We start from the raw sequence: 18824 nt of genomic DNA, 5'->3' as shown, positions 1-18824 counted from the left end.
GCCAACGTGAATACTTCCCACAACCGGGTTCGGAACCGATCGTGGACCCTTGACGCGAACAGTCGTATCGTCTCGCGCCCGTCGAGTGCTTGGTGATCGGAAGTTCGACCTCGAAGCAAAGGCGCGCGCTGGCTGTCTGCCATCTTTACATCTCGCTCGGCCGGACTCGGTCGGTATGAAAGGGCATATAATGGTCCGACGACGTTGGTGTTTGGTATTGGCAGTGGTAGCTGCAGTGGGGGTGATGGGCACCGGTTGCGCTTCGAGCGGTGATAGTCCCGGCACTGACCGTGAAGTCGACACATCCGCGACGCTGCGGGCCGGCTGGACCCAGGGCATCACCAGTCTCGACCCGCACATGGCCACGAGCGAGGTCGCATCGTTCCTGTTCGGGCTTAATTCGATCTACGATAGACTGTTCACGATCAATTCCGCCGGGGAAGTGGAAGGGATGTTGGTCGACTCCTGGGAGTACAGCACTGATGGACGACAGCTGAGCTTGCAGTTGCGCGAGGACGCTACATTCCGCGACGGGACTCAGCTCGGTGCGCAAGTGGTCAAAGTCAACCTCGACCGGGCGCGAACATTGGACTCTCCGGTAGTCAAACGATCTATGGCGCCGGTGACCGAGGTGCAGGCGAACGGACCGTACGAGGTAACACTGCACCTGGTGTCGCCGACCAACCTGATGCCCTATCAGCTGGCGGGCATGTCAGGGTTCATCATGCATCCGGATCTCATCGCCAACGGCGATCCGGGTACGGAGACCAACGGCTCCGGCGCCTACAGCGTGGAGAGCTGGGCGCCTGGTGAGAAACTGGTCCTGGTACGTGATCGAGATGACTACTGGGACAAGGATGCTGCGCAGGTCGCGCGGATCGAGCACACAGCAATAGCGGACTTCCAGGCGTACACGAATGCCGTCGCTGGCGGGCAGATCGATATTGGGCAGTTCCAGCCCGGAACCATCGCTTCCGTCGAGGGCCGTCGAGGGCTGAACACCGTTCCGGTGCCGATGGGTATCGGAACCGAGTTGATGTTGAATCGAGACATCGGGCCGCTCACTGATGTGCGGGTTCGGCAGGCACTCAACTACGCGATCGATCGTGAAGCGATCACCGAGGCGCTGTACCCGGGTTCGGATGCACGTTGGCAGTACTCGCGTGACGGTTTGCCGGCATTCGATTCCGGTTTGGAAGGTCGTTATGCGTACGATCCAGCCAAGGCCAAAGCGTTGCTGGCCGAGGCCGGTTACCCCGTCGGTATCGACTTAGGTGAGGTCATCATCTCCAATGCCACGACACCAGGCGTGGCCGATGTGCTGAAGGAACAGTTCGGGCAGGCCGGGATTCGCTTCGAGCCTCAGGTATTGGACGGCATCGAGGGGATCACTACGTTTGCGGGAGGTGGTTCGCCTGCGTACCTGAACTTCACGTCGTATGGCCTCGGCTTCGCCGGTGGAATGGTGACGAGGTCGGGTGCCACGCAGAATCCGGCGGGTACGACGCCGGATTACGATCAGTTGTTCGCAGACGCTACGGATACACGTCGCAGCGCTGAGGAGCGAGAGGCCAGTGCTGTCGAGCTCAACGACTACCTGGTGGAGGAGGCGTGGGGTGTGCCGATGACGTGGGTCACCTATCCGTGGGTGATGAGCGATAGGGTCGGAAACTTCAGTGCCGACACGGATTACGCTACAACGTGGGGCCCATACGACTTCAGGTATCTGACCATTTCAGGGTAACTGCTCGCGCGCGCCGACCGGACGGCGCACGCAGGTGAGCCCCCACACATCGGCAGGTTCACTCGGCCGTCGCAACGGCCTACGTGTGGAGTCGCTCGGCCACATTGCGATGTGGTGGAACCGTTGGTCCGTATTACACACCAGCCCTGCGCTTTACCGAAACGCGACTTCCTGCTACTGGTCGCATGCCAGCGATGATTGGAGCGGGGACGACTCTTTACGTCGGATCTTTCTTCATCGAGCAACTTGCTGCCGCCAGCGCTGCGGGGCCCCGGTGACCAGTTCATCTTCAAAGCGAGAATTTACATCGGGGATCGGGGCCCAACCACGTTGCTCAGCGCCTGATCAGTGTGGGACCGACCCGACGGTGGGGCTGGAACGCGGACCCCGCCCCGGGTTCCGACAACAGGACCTCACCGGCGAGGAAGACATATCCTTACGGATCCGATCAGCTATCGAGACCTTGTGTCGTACAGGTGTCGCCTGCCATGAGAATGGGACCACTCTGACCTGATTCTTGCCAGGTAGATGGGCTCTGTCGCAGATTCCGTGATGCCGCTGTTCGGCGTGTTGCCGCACGGGCTCGGCGCGGAGGGGTAATGGTGGCGGGCGTGCGCTGATGATCTTGTTCGGAAATTGTTTCCGCATTTGGCTGACCTGCTGATCAGCGATGTCGGTAGCGACGACTCCACCGTCGTCATCGAAGCTGCCGTCGCTGCCGAGTCAGCGCGGTGTCCTCGTTGCAAAACCGATTCTGCGCGAGTGCACTCCCGCTATCGGCGGCGGTTGACCGATGCTGCAGTTGCGGGACGACCTGTCGTAGTGCGGCTGTCGGTACGACGATTCTTCTGCCCGAATACTGGCTGTGCGGCACAGACATTCGCCGAGCAGGTCGAGGGTGTGACGCGGACGCGGTCGAGGCGGACGGACCAGTTGACGTCAATGCTGGCTGCGATCGGATCGGCGCTGGCCGGTCGCGCCGGAACACGGCTGGCGCGGCTGCTGGGGCTGCCGACCAGCCGGGACACACTGCTGCGGCTGCTCCGCGGGCTACCGGATCCGCCGATCGGCCCGATAACCGTGCTCGGTGTCGACGATTTCGCGATCCGCCGGGGACAGCGGTATGCCACCGTCTTGCTGGACATGGCAACCCACCGGCCGATCGACGTGCTGGCCGGCAGGGACGCCGACCCACTATCCGCGTGGCTGTCCGCGCACCCGCAGATCGAGGTCATCACCCGCGACCGTGCCGGCGCCTATGCCGAAGGCGCGCGACGCGGCGCACCACAGGCCGTTCACTGCGCGGACCGCTGGCATCTGTGGCACAACCTCGGCCAAGCCGTAGAGAAAACGGTCGTCGCCCACCGGGAATGCCTGGCCGCGGCGGTTGCCGAGAATCAGACCGTCACGGTGAGCGAGGCTACTCCTGCCGCACCAGCGTCGCGGACCGAATCCGTGCCAGGACCCGACGATGGGCATGTTCGGCTTCGCGAACACGCCCGCGAACGGTTCGATGCCGTCCGCCGATTACATGCCGAGGGCAAGGGGTTACGCACCATCGCGGCAGAACTCGGCATCGACCGCAAGACAGCGAGACGCTACGTGGCCGCAGCAAGTCCGAACGATGTCATCGCCGCCGCGACGACGCGGGTGATGCTGCTCGACGAGTTCGTTGCGCACCTGCTCACGCGATGGAACGCCGGTTGCACCGACATCCCCGCGTTGACCTCCGAGCTGCGTCGGCTGGGGTATCGCGGCAGTGAGCGCACCGTCTATCGATTCCTGCAGCCCTACCGGACCGGCCGGAAACCGGCCCGCCCGGTCGTGGTGAAACCCGTGGTGCCGAAGATCCGGACCGTGGTCGGGTGGATCATGCGCGACCCCGACAACCTGCCCGCCGACGACGCCGGAAAACTCACCCGGATCCTGGACGCATGTCCCGAGCTGGCTGCGGTCCGCCGCCATGTCGGCGCGTTCGCCGTCATGATGCGTGACCGGCGCGGCGACCGCCTGCCGGACTGGATCGATTGTGTCCGCGCCGATGATCTGCCCGCGCTGCACTCGTTCACCACCGGCGTCGAACACGACCTCACCGCCGTGACCGCTGGGCTCACTCTGCCGTTCAGCAATGGTCCTACCGAGGGCGCAGTGACACGAATCAAGGCGCTGAAGAGGCAAATGTATGGCCGAGCCGGCCTGGATCTGCTGAGAAAACGGGTTCTGCACCCCAATTGAACTCGTCCGGTCAGCGGGGCCGGCGGGATGGGCCGGGTGGCGCACATGCGACGATGCTGCAGTTGCCGAACTGCTCGACGCCACACCATCGACCGCCACTGGACCGGAGAACGCGCCGACGCCGACCTGCTCGCCCCTGGCCCACAAGCGCCGCGCATTCGCCAAATATGACGCCGTCATCGCCAGTCAGGGCGGCCTGCACGTGCTCTACGGTGCACTCGCCTCGCCGGCACCATCGGCACCTGGGCGAAACTCACCGATATCTCGACCTCAGACCTCTCCAACACTCACCTCGCCTGAGCATCAACATCCTTCACGGAATCTGCGACAGAGCCCATCACCCTGGCAAGCGACAGCACAGGTACTTGGGTCGTGGCATTCACCGTGCCGAGCCACCGCTACCTGATTCAGCACACGATCCCGACCAACCGCGACGTGATTCCTGCTGCTTCGAATTATTCCGTCCAGGACCGACCCCGAACGGCTCGTTGGGTCAGCCCCGAACCCACCAATGTCTCGTCGTCGTCGCAGTGTCCGGACGCCCTCGGGCACGATGCTCGATGTCAGCGGTAGGCCGCACGAAATGTCAGCAGCGTACGGGCACTGTTCCGGTCGCTGAACTGGGGGTATGTGCACCGCGAAACCTGACCGAGAGTGGTGCGTGGACGTTGTCGCGGGAGGCCCTGCCTGACCTGAGCTGCCACGACCGCCGCGGGGTTCGATGAAGAAGGTTTTCTCTCGGCCGCTACCGCAGGTCCGGGCCGGCATACAGGTGCGCCGTGACCGTGGACAGCCGCTGCGCGTCCCGCTGATGCCGCGGCGGGAGTGCCAGCCCGCAGGCCTCGGCGGATTCCCGCGCAAAGCTGCCCGTGCCGCCGAGACCGCCGCGGAACAATGCACGGTGCGGCTCGGCGCCGCGCACAGCCTGAAAGGTGCGGGCAGCGACCAGCAGCGGCCGCGCCGGGGCGGGGATGGCATGCGCGCCGGGGTCGATGTTTTTCCAGACGGGATGAAACGTGCCACCGTAACGATCCGGATCTGAGGGCTTGTCTTGACGCAGAGAGGCGCCGTCTATATGTGTCGGCTGCGCACCGAAGCCAACGATCTCGGACCCGGGGTACCCCATCGAATCTCAGTGCTACATCTAGCCACTGCCGGGCCAGCGGAACGGCTGGATATCCCGTGTGAGATACGGAGCCCGCCGCGTCACTGCGCTGATCGCTATGGCGACCCGCGCAGTGACGCGGCCCTCACCCCAATACTCCTACCCGCGACCACTCACGCAAGTTCCCCCCTTGCGGCGGCGATGTCCATGTTTCATGGGTGCTCGGCAAGCGGGGACGGCTCGATAGGTCAGAGCGTGTCGATTCCAGCGAGCACGCCAACGTAGTCGCGGGCCCGCGTTGGATCGAAGGAGCGGCTGATCTGCAGCTTTTCCGCCTCAAGAGAGCCTTCGGCGTGAGTGGCCAGCACCGCTTGGTAACCGCCATAATCGCGGGCTGTTAAATCCGCGATGAAATTGAGGATCCGGAGTCTCTTCTCCGCGGGAACCGCTGCTGTGTAGTACTTTTCGAGAACCGGACGGATCTCGGGATTATCCCAGTCGTCCCCACCCGGACCGGTCGCAAGCAAGCCCCCGGAAAGATCCATCAAAATCGCGGTAGCATTGTGGAAACCGTGCGCGAAGTGGTACTTTGCCATGTTTACAGCAAGCGGGTCCGGCTGTTGCACACCGTGTTCGCCTGGGCGGGACCGAATTGCCGAAAGTTCCGCCAAGCCACGGACGGTTTCACTCCAAGTGATCAGCTCGGTGAGTTTGGTCTTGACGTGGCCTGCCTTGCTAATACCGTTGGCCTCGGCAACCAACGAAGCGGCGCCCACCACGATATCGAGTAGCGGCAGTTTGTAGTTGATGGCAGTGAACCGGTGGTAATCGACAAACGCGAGGGCCAGAGGGCCGGCCAGTTCCGGCCGACGGTTCAAGAAGACCCGGTCTTTGGGTACCCGCACGTCGTCGAATACCGTCAGCGATTCGAGCAGCTTGTGCCTGGTGGACAAAGGAAATTCAAACCTGTTCCGTTCTCCGGCGGCATACGGTGAGACGTACAGATTCAGCCCTGGAGTGTCGATCGGAATAGCGAACGAGACTGCATAGTCCGCGTCGTCCGAGCTGAGCGCGCGAGTGGGCAGGACGATCAGTTCGTCGGCGTTGGCCGAGAACGAAGTGTGGCACTTGGCTCCGCGTACGGTGATCGACTCAGCGTCCTCGTCGACGATGCGCAGATACAAGTCCGGATCCGCCTGTTCACCGGGCCCGAGCGAACGGTTTCCCTTCACGTCCGTCTGCGCTACCGCCAAAGCCAAGTCTTCGCGGCACACACGATCATAGAAGGCGCGGGCGTTGTCGAGGCCTTCGCCTTCCGTAGCACGTAGCAAAGCAAACAACGCGTCGCTGCCGACTTCTTTGAGCACGATGGTGCCTCCACCGCGGCGAGAAACCTCCTCGATCAAAGCTCCTCGACGGACCAGGTCCTCGGCGGTAGAGGGCGCGACATAGAATGTACTTACCGCCTCGCCATCGATCTCGGTCACCGCAAGGTCAGTACGGTCCGTCGCGATATCATAACAGATTGCCGAATGCTCCACGGCGAGGGACAGTTCAGGCTCGCTCACGACATCTTTGACCGTGCGACCACGGTAAAAGACGCGTCGTCCGTCCGACAGCCCTTTGCGATAGTTGTCTGAAGTGCGGATTGCCACGGGAATTCCTCCTACGTCGAAAAATGAATGGCCGCGAGCAGTCGTGCGTCTGGCCTAATGGCGTACGCACGACGACGCTGATGCGGGTGCCAAGGTGGTGAGTTACCGGAGCAACCGTGCTGGTCTCGGCATCTCGCGGCAGTGATGTGTCGGCGGATCTCCGGTGTGGCCGACAATCGATCAATCTGATCACTTCGGCCTCCCCGAGTCCTGGCGAAGGTCGCGTCGAAGGATTTTTCCGGTAGCTGTCATTGGCAATGCATCGACGATCTCGATTGATCGTGGGTACTTGTACGCTGCCAGCCGTTCTTTGGCGAACGCAATGAGTTCGTCAGTGAGAACAGGAATGTCATTTTTGAGTGTGACGAACGCTTTGACCGATTCCCCGCGATACTCATCGGGGACACCGATGACTGCTGCTTCCCTGACCGCGGGATGCGAGTAGAGAACCTCCTCTACTTCCCGAGGCCACACCTTGTACCCGCTCGCGACGATGACGTCCTTCTTGCGGTCGACGAGAAAGAGCCATCCGTCGTCGTGGACGAATCCGACATCACCGGTGCGCAGCCGTCCGTGGTCGAAGGCTGCTGCGGTTTCGTCGGGCTTATTCCAGTAGCCGGGTACAACGCGCGCGCCTGCAACGACAATCTCGCCGATCTGCCCCGTCCCGACCTCCGCACCGGTTTCGTCAATCACCCACACCGTGGTGCCGTACACAGGTTTGCCGACCGACAACACACCAGAATGTGGATCCGTGGGAGCCACCGCACCGAGTGGGACAGAATGCGTTGGTGAAGTGGTCTCGGTCATGCCGTAGGCGTTGTGGATGTATGTGCCGAACTTCGCGAAGAACTCATCGACTACGGAGTGGGGTATCGGCGCTCCACCCGAAGCGATAGTCCGTAACGAGGCGAGGTCTTCCTTGCTCACTTGAGCGTCATTCGCAAGCGCAATGAAAACGGTGATTGCGCCGACAGTGAAGGTCGGGCGATGCTCGCGGATCGCATCGAGCACTACTCCGGACTCGAAACGGTATGTCAGAATCAGTGACATGCGGGCGGAGAATGCTGCCGCGATATGTCCCGAGAGCCCGGTGACATGGAAAAGTGGTGCGATGCCCAGAATGCCTTCGCCCGAGGACAACTGGAACCAGTCACGATAGGTCTGGCCGCCCAAGACGACATTGCGATGAGTGTTCGTGGCCCCCTTGGGCGCCCCGGTCGTACCCGATGTGTAGGTGATGACCGCGGTATCGCTCCCGGTCAGCAACGCAGGGGGAGGCTGTTGCCCGGTGTACTGCGACAGTATGGACATCAGATCTTCGGTATCTGTGGGTGAGGTATGTGCGCTCGCCGCGAATAGCCGGGAATCATTGCGAGTCTGAAAGTCTCGCTCGCTGGTCGTGATAATGCGCTGTACGGTCGATCCCTGCACTGCCTCGACTCCGAATTGTGAGTAGAGCTCTTCGAGGCAGATCAGTACTGTCGCTCCGGAATCATCAAGGATTCGGCGCAGCTCACGAGCTTTCAGCATGGGGTTCGCTGAAACAGCGATCGCATTCGCCTTCCACGCCGCAACCAGCGCAAGGACGTACTGCGGCACGTTCTGCAGGTACAGCACCACCCGCTCACCCGAGCGAAGGCCGCCCTCGACGAGGGCTGCAGCAAGAGCATCGGTGTGCCGATCGACCTCACTCCAGGTCAAGACGGTGTCGAAGTACCGAATCATCGGCGCGTCTGGTGCAGCGGTAACGGATCCCACGAACATCGCCAGCGCAGTGTCGTATTCGGGAACGATATCTACCTCGTCGTTGGTGTTGCTCATTCGGTCCTTCTCGACGTCGTGTAGCTCTTCGATTGCAAGCGTCTGTCCGCAAGGCGCCCCCGAGCGTCATGTTCGGTGCAAGGTGAGACCTTGTGCGTTGAAGAAGAAGCCGCCTGCTGTCACGAGCGCTCGCCGCGCGTGTGGGACCTGACGCTCGCCGGCGAGTCCCTGCAGTTGATGCACCGCCTCGCGGATGTGACCCGACGCCTGGGTACCGCCCTCGGACAGCGAGCCTCCGTGGGAATTGACCGGGATGCGACCGTCGATGAGGACGCGGGAGCGGGCCTGATCCCAGTTCGCTTCCAGGAAGGAACCGGCCTCGCCGGGCCCACACCAGCCGACGTTCTCGATCCAGTTCAACGCGATGGGGGTGAATCCGTCGTACGGAAAGTAGACGTCGATGTCCTCGATCCAGAAGTCGCTCTTGGCCTTCAGCGCCTCGACGACCACCTGCTGACCGTGGCATCGCAGACTCGTTGTCTGGTCCTCTTCGTTGTGACGGACCTGGCCGAGAGCGGCCGCTTGGATGAGAACCGGGGGGAGCGGCATGTCCTTCGCCCGTTCCGCGGTAGTGACTATGAAAGCGTCACCACCGTCGACCGGAACGTCCATATCGAGCAAGGACAGCGGCCACCTGATCATTCGCGCCGAGAGGTAGTCGTCCATCGTCATCGGGTGCTGCATCGCGGCAGCAGGATTCAGTGCCGCATTGCTCCGATCATTGATCGCAACCAGGCCGAAGTGTTCTTTGGGCACCTTGTATTCGTGAATGTAGCGGGCAGCCCAGCCGGTGTAGCCGATACTCGAGGCCATCGACTCCGGACCCGGTCGTGGATCGGAAAGTCCAGGGGTCGCGATCCGACGGAACGGATCCTTCAGCGAGGACGCGGTGTTCCATGGGAGCCGATACGCCGCGTGGTACACGAGAACGGTGTTGCAGAGGCCGCTGTGGACGGCTGCCGCAGCTACCGCGATGTGATCGACGATGGGAATGACCGGGTTCCCAGACCAGGTGATCTCGGGTATCCCCAGCGTGGACTGCATTGTCGCGGCGCTGGGCGAGCTGCCACAAATACCGTCGATATCGGATGCTTGGAGACCGCATTGTCGCATAACGCGGACGCACGCCTCTGCGGCAAGCGAGGTCTGACTTCGGCGGGAGTTGCGTGCCTGGAACCCTGTCGTGGAGGCACCCGCAATCGCGACGCGGTCTTTCATGGGATTTCGGCTGTCGATCATAGTGTTTGGTCCTCCATGGCCAGGCGAAAGACCGGAAACGGTACTTCACCGCGGGTGATCCAATCGAGAACGACGGGTGCACCGATGGTAATGTCTTCGTTCGGCGATCCGACGACGGTAGAGGTGAACCGGACTCCCGGTTGAGAAGTAAGATCTACCGTGACCACGGGATGGGGGGTGCTGTAGTCCACCCCATCGGCAAGCGGGCCCTGGTGGAGGAAGATCGCCAAGAAGATGGTTCCTGCCCCGTCCACTGGTGTCGGAGTGATCGAGGTCGACCAGCATTCCGGACAGATCGGTTTCGGTGGCTGGTGCCACGACCCACAGTTATCGCAGCGGTTGACCAGCAATTCCCGATTCAGGCGACCGCGGTAGTGTTCGGCGTTGTCGTGAGTGATCGGCTCACCCGGAAACAGCGCGACGAGATCGTCGTCGTTTACATTCTTCTGCGTCATGATGGCATCTCCACACATCCCGCTTTCCGTTCGGTTGCGCCGGGGTCATCCGTCGGGCGGTGGAGAATAGCGATCTCCACCGCCCGATCAGACCGGGACGACTCTATTGCCCCGCAATCAACTTGATGCCGTTCTCCCGTAGGAACAATCGCCGCTTCTCTTCCCCGAGTCCTTCGACACGGTTGTAGAAGTCGGCCGGCTCCCGCAATCCCTCGGCGTGCGGCCAGTCCGAACCCATGAGGAGCGTTTCGTCGGACCCGAGGTTCTCGATCATCGAGACCGTGTCGTCCTCGGGGTAGGGAACGACCCGCACGTGCTTCTTGAAGATCGTGCTCGGGCGCTCGGTGAGCTGGCCGCCGAGCCATTGGCCGTTGCGGGCCATCCCGCGGCTCTTGTCCATGTGCCGGATGAAGTGCGGCACCCATTCAGCACCGAACTCGCTGACGAGGACCTTGATGTTGGGAAAGCGGCCGAAGAGGTTGTCGAAGATCAGCGCGGACAGAGTGTCGGTGATGGGACGTTCCCCATATGTATTCTGCCACTGCCACGCGGAGAACTGGAACGGCGGCACCAGTCCCCAACCCCACTGTGAAGCCACATTGTCCTGGTAGTGGAACTCTGCGATGTGATAGCAGACGACAGCTTTCGCCTCGTTGATTCTCGCCCAGAACGGGTCGAAGTACGGGTCGCCCGGAGAACGTCCGTAGGCGGGTCCTGCGGGAAGTGTGATGAAGCGTGCGCCGGCCTCGAGGACGCGGTCGAGTTCCTCGCAGGCTCGGTCGAGGTCCCGCATCGACAGCATGGCCGGAGCATAGATTCGGTCCTGGTAGGCGAAGCCCCAGTCTTCGTTGATCCACTTGTTGAACGATTCCAGGTTGTCGTAGAGGGGGTCGACACCTTTCAGGTACTGCTCGGCCATCAGTGCCCAGCCGCCGGGGTACATAATGGACTTTTCGATCTGCTGCTCGGTGAGTTGGACGAGACGGGCGTCGCGATCGAGGTATTCCTTCTGCATCGGCTCGTAGAAGCGATCGGCATCCGAAGCGTCTCCGGATGCTCGCTGCTTGAGCATCTCGACCAATGACCCTGGGACGTAGGCCTGATCGAGGTCGTTCTCGAGGGCGGTGACGATCCGGTCGTTGGCGAGCAGGACTTTGCGCCCGCTGGCCGAGCGGATGGGGCGGACGGCGATGTCGATCTTGTTCTTGGGGAGGTGTCGGGTGAAGCAGTCTTCGGCCTCATAGGAGTGCTGGTCGAAGTCGGTGAGTTGGTACGGGAGTTCACCGACGGTGTTTTCGATAATGGCCATGCCATGGGTCCTTTCTGGCCTGTTGCGGGTAACGGGCGGGACGGTGGCCTCGCCTGGTCTTTCGACGTCACTTCGCGTTGGCCTGCTGTCGCCGTCGCGGGGATGACTCAGCGAATCGCTACTTTACATGTAAAGTAGCAGGGCTGCTTTTGGTTGGCAAGGCTCCTCGGTAGGTCCGCTGACATGCGGGAACGAAACTCTCCAAGCGGGTTCCGTCGGGGGTTCCACCGGCCGGGCTGTACGCGTATAGTCAACTGTCGCGGTGAACCTGAGCCGCATCTGTGAAGCTTGCGGTCGGAAGGAATCGGATCAAATGTCATTAAAAATTGGGGCCCGCCTGTACAGCGTCGTGTGCGAGGCTCAGGTCATCGTCATCGCTGCACCGAAGGTCGAGGTGACACTGCTCTGCGGCGGCGAACCCATGGCCGACCAGCCCGCCAGCGGGAATCAAGCTCGCCATGCCAGAGCGGCCGTTGGCGGTGTTGCGGTGGGAAAGCGGTACGAGGACTCGGAAATCGGTCTCGAAGTGCTGGCGACCAAAGCCGGCGCCGGCACGCTGGAAGTCGACGGAAGGCCCTTGACAATTAAAGAGCCGAAGCGGTTGCCCTCCTCCGACTAGCTAGCCGGGTTTCGGCATTCCTGAGGTGAAATCGTTCGATCGCAAGTCGGTATGAGATGTCCACCAGTAGGGAATCCGACTGCGGATCGCTGGCGATCACCGGTCTGGAGACAGCGATTTCCGAACAGCTGGTGATTAATGAACTCGCTGCCGTTGTCCGGTCGACCCCGAGCAGTGAAAACGGAAGGATCGTCGCGATCTCTTCCAACGCGCGACCATCCATCGATGACGTTGTTGGGCACGAGTTGTCCCGGAGATGAGATGGCGATATCAGTGCCGGTGAGTGTGCGAACGTGTTCACCGACCGCGTTGCCGCCCTCGTGGCCGACTAGGTTGATCTCACGAATCAGGCACGCAAGCATCCCTTTGCGCCCAGGTGCGGATCAGGGTCCGCGTGGTCAGCACGGTGCCGGATTGGTATGCAAGCGGCCGCGTCGGACGTGCTTGCTGCATTCGGGTGCCAGTCGTCGGTCGATGGTGGCCGCGGACATGCCGGCCGGCAACAACGCGGTGACGTCGTCGATGTCGCGCTCACCGAGCGTACCCAGAATGCGCGTGAGGCCGGGTAGCGCCGGCGCCAGCCGCTTCGGGGCCAGCACTCCCAGCACCGCGGTGAAGAAGATCAACACCGCACAAACGTTTCGGCCCATACATCGGTGGGCCTCATATGCTTCAACAACCAGAGGAGCGGAAGCATGTCGCGAGCACTCGTCCTTGCCGGAGGGGGCGTCGGTGGCATCGCATGGGAGGTGGGATTCTTGCTGGGCGTGCAAGAAGCGTCCAGTGCTGCAGCAACGTACCTACTCGCCAGCGACCTGATACTGGGAACCTCAGCAGGCGCCACCGTGGCCGCGCAAGTCGCCGGCGGCGCGAGTCTGCCGGATCTCTTCGCGAGCCAGATTGCGGAATCCACCAGTGAAATCGAACCTCAAGTAGACATGGCGCTGCTGGTAGATACCTTCGGTGCAGATGCCGACAAACCGCCGATTGAGCGACTACGCCGGATCGGCGCTCTGGCGATGGGAGCCGACACGGTCAGCGCGCGAGTGCGTCGCGAGGTCATCGAGGCACGTTTGCCAGCGCATGTCTGGCCGGACCGCCGACTCGCCATCACCGCAACCGATGCCATCTCCGGTGAGGTGGTGGTCTTCGAACGAGACGATAAGGTGCCGCTTGTCGACGCAGTCGCTGCCAGCTGCGCTGTCCCCGGCCTATGGCCAACCGTCGCCATCAATGGACGCCGGTACATGGACGGGGGAGTCCGCAGTACGGCCAACGCCCTCCTTGCCCGAGGTCACGACGAGGTGATTGTCCTGTGCCCATCACCCGAGCCGGGTACCTACCTGATGGGTGGAAGCCTGGTCGAGGAGTTGGCAAACCTGGAAGACTCAGCAGTACTGCTGCCCGTCTTCGGCCACTCGTCCCCCCGCGGCGCGCGCTGGTCGTAGCCAGGGCCAGCAGTCTGCACACTTCATTTCGACCCTCGAGCAGCTGGCCGCCCAGAAAGCCCGATAACACCCGGCGACCTCCGTAGCGCCACTGACTCAGCGCGGGCATGATCGCGGTGCCGGCCGGCCGGCGCGCACAGCTCGCCCCGACCGGTCTGTCCGACACGCACACCTCGACCTCCGGAGCCGATTAACGCCTTTAGGAACTCAACGGGCCGTGCTGCCGCTCGCGCTGCCCTAGTAGCGGCGCTCGGTCTAAAGTCACGCACGCGTCACCCGTCCTCATCGTCCGCTGCCCAACGGGAAGGTAGAGCGGTGTAACTGGCCATCGGCCACTGAGTGGGCATTCGTCCAGGCGAGTCTGTCCGACGAGGCCCTGCTCGGAGACCTACCATCGCTGGCTCCATCACTGCATCACCATCGACCCAGACCGGAATCGGTGGCTCAACGCCGGGCTGCCCATACCGACTTGTTCAATTGCGCCAGGAAATCACGATCTGCAACCATGATCGCCTACTCGCTGCCCGGGTTACTCGGACCATACCTGCGATCTGGCGCGCGCATCGGGTGCTATCTTCCGGAGAATCGCGGAGAGCGGTGTTCCAGGAAGGCCGTCTTCCCTTCTGTCGCATCAGCGCTGGGTCCTACCCACAGCACTGCCTGTTGCGCATCACCGAGTGAGGACTCCAGTGAGCTCTCCATTGCGCGGCGCATCATGAACTTGACCGCTCGAAGCGCCAAGGGCGCCTTCTCGGTCAACTGTCGAGCCAGTGTGAGGCTGCGTTCCTTGAGTTCGGCATCTGGCACCACCTCAGTGACGAGTCCGACGTCCAGGGCAGTGCGAGCATCGTATATTTCAGAGTAGGCGACCATTCGATAGGCCTTGTCATATCCGATCGTGCGGGGCAGCAGCCATGCGCCGCCCTCATCCGGTAAGAGTCCGGCACGTCCGCTTGTGTCACCTAATCGTGCACTGGCCGAGGCGATGCGAAGGTCGCACGCAAGCGCGAAGGTGAGTCCACCGTTGACAGCGATGCCGTTGATTGCGCATACGACTGGCTTGTCGAGTTTGTGCAGCGCGGTGACGAACGCGTGAGAATGCTCCCGCAGCTCCCGTGCGCGCCCCACCTGGCTGGCGAGGTCGGTGGCGAAACCGGCGTCGGGGGAGACGTCACCGCCGGTGCAGAATCCTCTGCCGGTGCCGGTGAGGATGAGCGCCCGCAGGTTGTCGTCGAGTCGGTACCGGCGGACGGCGTCCAGTAGTTCTTCACACATGGTGGGGGTGTAGGCACCTAGCCGTTCGGGCCGGTTCAGAACTATCCGGGCAACATGCTCGTCGACGATCTCGAATCGTGCCTGTTGTTGCTGCGAGTCGTTGTCGGGCATGGCGGTCACAGGCCGGCGACCGTCGGCACGGACCGGGTGCGTAGGAGCTCGGCACCGAGTTTCCTGGACTGTTCACGCCATCCTCCCAACAATGCGTCGAGGACGGTGCATCGCCTGACGTAAGTGCTGAGTCTGTGTTCGAACGTCAAGCCGATCGCTCCGCAGGCCTGGAGACAGGCGCGGGAGGTCACATCTACTGCGGAACCGGCGAAGGCTTTGGCCGCCGCTGAAGCCCACGGTGTACCTACCGTCCATGCCTGGTCGACCAGATTCTGCGCGGCCGACAAAGCGACGTGTGCTTCGGCCAGGCGATGACGTGGGGACTGATTCGCTCCTATCGGTCGGTTGAACTGCACTCGTTCGCTGATTTGCAGGACGGCGAGTTCGAGCATGGCCCGGCCGGCGCCTATCAGTTCCGACGCTAATGCTCGGTGGGCTGCGCTGCGGATTTCTTCCCAGGTGGCGGAAGTCTCGACGAGGGTATAGCCGCTGTCGATTCTGCCGCTGATGTGAACGAGTCGGGCTGCCGGGTCAAATCCTTCGACATTGCGGCGTACGAGATTGGAGCCGACTTCGACTGTTGCCAGGACGACACCGTTGGGACCGCACACCGGCACGAGCAGATCGGCCTCACCTGGTGCGTCGGCGAGCAGTACGCCGTCGACGACCAAGGTACTCGAGTCGGCGCGGGACATCGGGATGGTGCTGTTGAGCGGGTAGACGATCGGTGCGGTAGCCGCGATCGCATGATCGTCGCCATACATAGCACGTGCGATCACGAAATCCAGAGCGCGCGAGGCAGTCGCGGCGCGGCCCTGTTCGGTGAACAGCAATTGTGTCGCCGCCGCCTCGTCTTCGACGACTACGTCATCCCAGCCGAGATCATCGAGGCCGGCAACCACATTCGTGGAGTCGGATTCGAGCAGGGAACGCAACGATTCGCGCAAGAGTGCGAGGGTGTTAGCGTCCACTGATGGTCTCCTTGGGTAGGCCGAGTAGCCGGTCGGCGATGATTGTGCGCTGCACCTCAGCGGCTCCCCCGTAAATGGAGGCGGCACGCGAATACCACCATTCCTCACGCCAGTGGGTGTCGCGAAGGCCGTCGCCGAGTATGAAGTCGGTACCCACCAGCTCACGCGCGGTGTCGAGGACGGTTTGTTCCGCCGTCGCGAGTAGAACTTTGTCGATGCTCGTTTCCGGTCCGACGACCTCTCCGACCGCGAGTCGTCGTAGGGTGATCGCCGTGCGTGCACGTAGTGCCGCCAGCGCCAGGTAGGCACGCCCCACAGCTTCGTGTGCGATCGGGCCGTCGACTTCGGGGGAGGCCTCGTCCAGGATTTCCCGTAGGCGCTCGGTCGTGGAGGCCATCCGCATCCACGCATACATCCCGCGCTCGTATTGCAGAAGATCCATTGCGACCGCCCACCCACCGTTTACAGCACCGATCAGGCGGTCGCGGCCGACGTGCACATCGGTGAAGAAGATCTCGGAAAGCTCCTCTCGGCCACTTGCAAGAGCGATGGGGCGACGTTCGATACCCGGTTGATCGAGATCGACCAACAGCATCGTCAGACCACGATGCCGGCTTTCGCTCGTGCCCGTGCGGGCGAGAAGCACGATCTTGTCCGCACGCGCACCGTAGGAAGTCCAAATCTTTTGCCCGGTTATCGTGAAACCATCGTCTGTCTCGACCGCGCGGGTGCGCAGAGAAGCGAGGTCGCTGCCCGCCTCCGGTTCGGAAAAGCCCTGAGACCAGAGCTCGTCACCGCGCAGCGCGGCGGGAAGGACCTCAGCGGCGAGCGCTGGGGCGTGACGGACCACCGCGGGACCGACCACCTCGAGGACGAACATGTGGTCCGGTATCGCGTAGCCGCGGCCGGCGAGATCGTCGTAGACCTGCCCACGCAGGGTCGGTGATCCGCCACTACCACCGACTTCCTCCGGCCACCCCAGCCGCGTCCACCCACCGTGGTGCAACCATCGCATCATCGTCGCGGAAGACGCCAACTGCTCGTCGAGATTCCGAGCCGGACGGCGAAGAACCGCCAGCTCCTGCGCCGCAGCATCGAGCGAATCGGCAAATGAGGAACCTATGGTGGGCACGAGGGTCATCGTCTCGCGCTCTCGGTGCTGAGGATCGTGCACGCGCTGATCCCCGGTGCGCCGTAGACGTGCGTGAGCGCATTTTTGGCGGTATCCGCTACTTGCCGTTCACCGGCGTCTCCGCGTAGCTGAAGACTCGCCTCGTACACCATTCGCAACCCGGAGGCGCCGACCGGCTCTCCGTTCGCCAAGAGGCCGCCGTCGGTATTCACGGGCTGGGCTCCGGTGATCGCGGTGGCTCCTGCTGCGACCAGGTCGTTCTGCGCACCATGTTCGCACAGACCTACCTCGGCCATGTGCATGACTTCTGCGCCACTTTCGGTGTCCTGCAACTGCCAGAGGTCGATATCTTCTGGTGTCAGCCCGGAGTATTCAAATGCGGCGCGAGAGGCAAGCTGGGACGGGGTGGGGGGAAGATCATGAGGTAGTGAAGTTTGGAACAGCTCGAATGAACCGTACTGGCGGCTACGGAGAGTCGCCGCCCGCACGTAGATGGGGGTGTCGGTGTACTTGTCGGCCACGTGGGGGTGGCACACTACGAGTGCGACTGCACCCTCGCTGGGGGAGCACACCATGAACTGGCGCAACGGATAGTTGATCAATCGTGAGGACAAGATTTCCTCTTCGGAAATTGCCTTGCGGCGCCAGGCATTCGGGTTGAGGGAACCGTTCGCGAACGCTTTCGCAGCAACCTTCGCCAAAGTCTCCTCGGTGATCTGATGTTCGTGCATATAGCGCTGGATCTTCATTCCGAAGAACTGCGGATTGACGAACATTCCCGACTCGCCGTACCAACTGCCCACACCCCATGCGGTGACATCGGGTGCGCTGAATGCGCCGCGAGGATGCTTGTCGAAGCCGACGACCAGTCCGAGTTCCCCGATGCCGGAGGAAATCATGCTGCCCGCAGTGATCAGGCTGGCCGCGCCGGTGGCGCATCCATTGAGCACGTTGATGAAGGGAAGTCCGGTCGGACCGAGCTCACCGACCATGACATCGGCCTGGCCGCCATCAAGGCTGCCGCCGACGGCGAGTTCGATGTCGCGCCAGCTTACCTCGGCGTTACTGAGCGCCTGCTTTATCGCGACGACCGCCATCTGCTGGGCCGTCAGCTCCGAGCGACCGAAGGGATAGATGCCGATCCCGACGATGGCCAACATGTCGTCGTTCATGCGGTTGCACCTTCCTGTGAGCTGGGACGGAACGCGTACGTGGTGACAGTGGCTCCGTCAGAGTTTGTGCAGAACGGAAGGGTCACCAGATCGACCGTGGTGCCGATTGCTACGCGTTCCGAGGCCTCTGCCACGGGCACGTCCAGTCGGGCTTGCACGATGCAGGCGCCGGGGAGGTCGACGTAGCCGACCACAAAGCCTTCGAAGTCCGAATCCGTTCCGGGCCCGATATAGGGAGCCTTCGGAAGGAACGACTGGGATGTCCAGGTCCACACGGTCCCTGTGCGTGGCAGCCGCTCTTCGGCAATGTCGTCGTGCTGGCAGCGCCCGCACGTGGTACGCGTGGGAAACGACACGGCATCGCACGAGCGGCATCGCCCACCGATCAAGTAGGCGCCGTCGTCACTCTCACGAAAGAGGCCCTCGGCGATTGGGATAGAAGTCATCCATCTACCTTCCTTTACATGTAAAGGTAGTGTCGCGTACCTCCCCCTCCGCGTCAAGGCTGGTCGCCTTTGGCTGCGTTCTGG

Annotated in this window: 16 protein-coding genes; 4 read left to right on the top strand and 12 right to left on the bottom strand. The window is 62.4% G+C overall.

Annotated features, from left to right (window positions below; translation table 11 throughout):
- The first annotated feature begins 85 nt into the window (after window positions 1–85).
- Window positions 86–1744, top strand: coding sequence for an ABC transporter substrate-binding protein (locus Q7514_RS21565; protein WP_330135304.1), 1659 nt, complete (start codon window positions 86–88; stop codon window positions 1742–1744).
- Between the two features lie 636 nt (window positions 1745–2380).
- Window positions 2381–3979 carry an ISL3 family transposase gene (locus tag Q7514_RS21560; protein WP_330135303.1) on the top strand — a complete coding sequence of 533 codons (1599 nt, stop codon included), beginning with the start codon at window positions 2381–2383 and terminating at the stop codon, window positions 3977–3979.
- A gap of 745 nt (window positions 3980–4724) precedes the next feature.
- On the opposite strand, the gene Q7514_RS21555 is transcribed toward Q7514_RS21560, so the two are convergent.
- From Q7514_RS21555 to Q7514_RS21530, 6 genes are all read right to left on the bottom strand, one after another.
- Entirely contained in the window at window positions 4725–5105 is a 381-nt protein-coding gene (locus Q7514_RS21555) for a hypothetical protein (RefSeq protein ID WP_330135302.1), read from the bottom strand.
- A 227-nt stretch (window positions 5106–5332) separates the two neighbouring features.
- Window positions 5333–6739, bottom strand: coding sequence for a 4-hydroxyphenylacetate 3-hydroxylase N-terminal domain-containing protein (locus tag Q7514_RS21550; RefSeq protein WP_330135301.1), 1407 nt, complete (start codon window positions 6737–6739; stop codon window positions 5333–5335).
- A gap of 189 nt (window positions 6740–6928) precedes the next feature.
- Entirely contained in the window at window positions 6929–8506 is a 1578-nt protein-coding gene (locus Q7514_RS21545) for a class I adenylate-forming enzyme family protein (RefSeq protein WP_330135450.1), read from the bottom strand.
- A gap of 123 nt (window positions 8507–8629) precedes the next feature.
- Window positions 8630–9607: a thiolase family protein gene (locus tag Q7514_RS21540; protein WP_330135300.1), complete on the bottom strand. Its 978-nt coding sequence runs from the start codon at window positions 9605–9607 to the stop codon at window positions 8630–8632.
- Window positions 9608–9798: 191 nt separating this feature from the next.
- Entirely contained in the window at window positions 9799–10257 is a 459-nt protein-coding gene (locus Q7514_RS21535) for a Zn-ribbon domain-containing OB-fold protein (protein WP_330135299.1), read from the bottom strand.
- A 103-nt stretch (window positions 10258–10360) separates the two neighbouring features.
- Window positions 10361–11566 carry an amidohydrolase family protein gene (locus Q7514_RS21530; RefSeq protein ID WP_330135298.1) on the bottom strand — a complete coding sequence of 402 codons (1206 nt, stop codon included), beginning with the start codon at window positions 11564–11566 and terminating at the stop codon, window positions 10361–10363.
- Window positions 11567–11828: 262 nt separating this feature from the next.
- On the opposite strand from Q7514_RS21530, the gene Q7514_RS21525 reads away from it, so the two are divergent.
- The gene (locus tag Q7514_RS21525; RefSeq protein ID WP_330135297.1) at window positions 11829–12185 is read left to right on the top strand and encodes a hypothetical protein; all 357 of its coding nucleotides are present in this window, start codon (window positions 11829–11831) and stop codon (window positions 12183–12185) included.
- Between the two features lie 398 nt (window positions 12186–12583).
- Here Q7514_RS21525 and Q7514_RS21520 read toward each other — a convergent pair whose 3' ends face one another.
- On the bottom strand, window positions 12584–12835 hold the full coding sequence (locus Q7514_RS21520) for a hypothetical protein (RefSeq protein ID WP_330135296.1): 252 nt from the start codon (window positions 12833–12835) through the stop codon (window positions 12584–12586).
- A gap of 45 nt (window positions 12836–12880) precedes the next feature.
- Between Q7514_RS21520 and Q7514_RS21515 the strand changes: the two genes are divergently transcribed.
- On the top strand, window positions 12881–13633 hold the full coding sequence (locus Q7514_RS21515; RefSeq protein ID WP_330135295.1) for a patatin-like phospholipase family protein: 753 nt from the start codon (window positions 12881–12883) through the stop codon (window positions 13631–13633).
- Between the two features lie 570 nt (window positions 13634–14203).
- On the opposite strand, the gene Q7514_RS21510 is transcribed toward Q7514_RS21515, so the two are convergent.
- The 5 genes from Q7514_RS21510 to Q7514_RS21490 are packed head-to-tail and all read right to left on the bottom strand — an operon-like array spanning window position 14204 to window position 18740.
- On the bottom strand, window positions 14204–15019 hold the full coding sequence (locus Q7514_RS21510; protein ID WP_330135449.1) for an enoyl-CoA hydratase/isomerase family protein: 816 nt from the start codon (window positions 15017–15019) through the stop codon (window positions 14204–14206).
- 5 nt (window positions 15020–15024) lie between these two features.
- Window positions 15025–15990 carry an acyl-CoA dehydrogenase family protein gene (locus tag Q7514_RS21505; RefSeq protein WP_330135294.1) on the bottom strand — a complete coding sequence of 322 codons (966 nt, stop codon included), beginning with the start codon at window positions 15988–15990 and terminating at the stop codon, window positions 15025–15027.
- Window positions 15980–17122, bottom strand: a complete 1143-nt coding sequence (locus Q7514_RS21500) for an acyl-CoA dehydrogenase family protein (protein WP_330135293.1) — start codon at window positions 17120–17122, stop codon at window positions 15980–15982. Before Q7514_RS21500 ends, Q7514_RS21505 begins: the two co-directional genes overlap by 11 nt.
- A 5-nt stretch (window positions 17123–17127) precedes the next feature.
- Window positions 17128–18294 carry a thiolase family protein gene (locus Q7514_RS21495; RefSeq protein ID WP_330135292.1) on the bottom strand — a complete coding sequence of 389 codons (1167 nt, stop codon included), beginning with the start codon at window positions 18292–18294 and terminating at the stop codon, window positions 17128–17130.
- Window positions 18291–18740 carry a Zn-ribbon domain-containing OB-fold protein gene (locus tag Q7514_RS21490; protein ID WP_330135291.1) on the bottom strand — a complete coding sequence of 150 codons (450 nt, stop codon included), beginning with the start codon at window positions 18738–18740 and terminating at the stop codon, window positions 18291–18293. Before Q7514_RS21490 ends, Q7514_RS21495 begins: the two co-directional genes overlap by 4 nt.
- Window positions 18741–18824: the final 84 nt, after the last annotated feature.

Source organism: Rhodococcus artemisiae, from assembly GCF_036327795.1.
In the GTDB taxonomy this organism is placed as follows: Bacteria; Actinomycetota; Actinomycetes; order Mycobacteriales; family Mycobacteriaceae; genus Rhodococcus; species Rhodococcus artemisiae.
This window is presented reverse-complemented; position numbering and strand designations above follow the sequence as displayed.

Coding starts and splice junctions, on each gene's coding strand:
- Q7514_RS21555 (WP_330135302.1), bottom strand. CDS start 5,105: ATGGGGTACCCCGGGTCCGAGATCGTTGGCTTCGGTGCGCAGCCGACA.
- Q7514_RS21545 (WP_330135450.1), bottom strand. CDS start 8,506: ATGTTCGTGGGATCCGTTACCGCTGCACCAGACGCGCCGATGATTCGG.
- Q7514_RS21540 (WP_330135300.1), bottom strand. CDS start 9,607: ATGCAGTCCACGCTGGGGATACCCGAGATCACCTGGTCTGGGAACCCG.
- Q7514_RS21535 (WP_330135299.1), bottom strand. CDS start 10,257: ATGACGCAGAAGAATGTAAACGACGACGATCTCGTCGCGCTGTTTCCG.
- Q7514_RS21530 (WP_330135298.1), bottom strand. CDS start 11,566: ATGGCCATTATCGAAAACACCGTCGGTGAACTCCCGTACCAACTCACC.
- Q7514_RS21520 (WP_330135296.1), bottom strand. CDS start 12,835: ATGGGCCGAAACGTTTGTGCGGTGTTGATCTTCTTCACCGCGGTGCTG.
- Q7514_RS21515 (WP_330135295.1), top strand. CDS start 12,881: ATGTCGCGAGCACTCGTCCTTGCCGGAGGGGGCGTCGGTGGCATCGCA.
- Q7514_RS21510 (WP_330135449.1), bottom strand. CDS start 15,019: ATGCCCGACAACGACTCGCAGCAACAACAGGCACGATTCGAGATCGTC.
- Q7514_RS21495 (WP_330135292.1), bottom strand. CDS start 18,294: ATGAACGACGACATGTTGGCCATCGTCGGGATCGGCATCTATCCCTTC.
- Q7514_RS21490 (WP_330135291.1), bottom strand. CDS start 18,740: ATGACTTCTATCCCAATCGCCGAGGGCCTCTTTCGTGAGAGTGACGAC.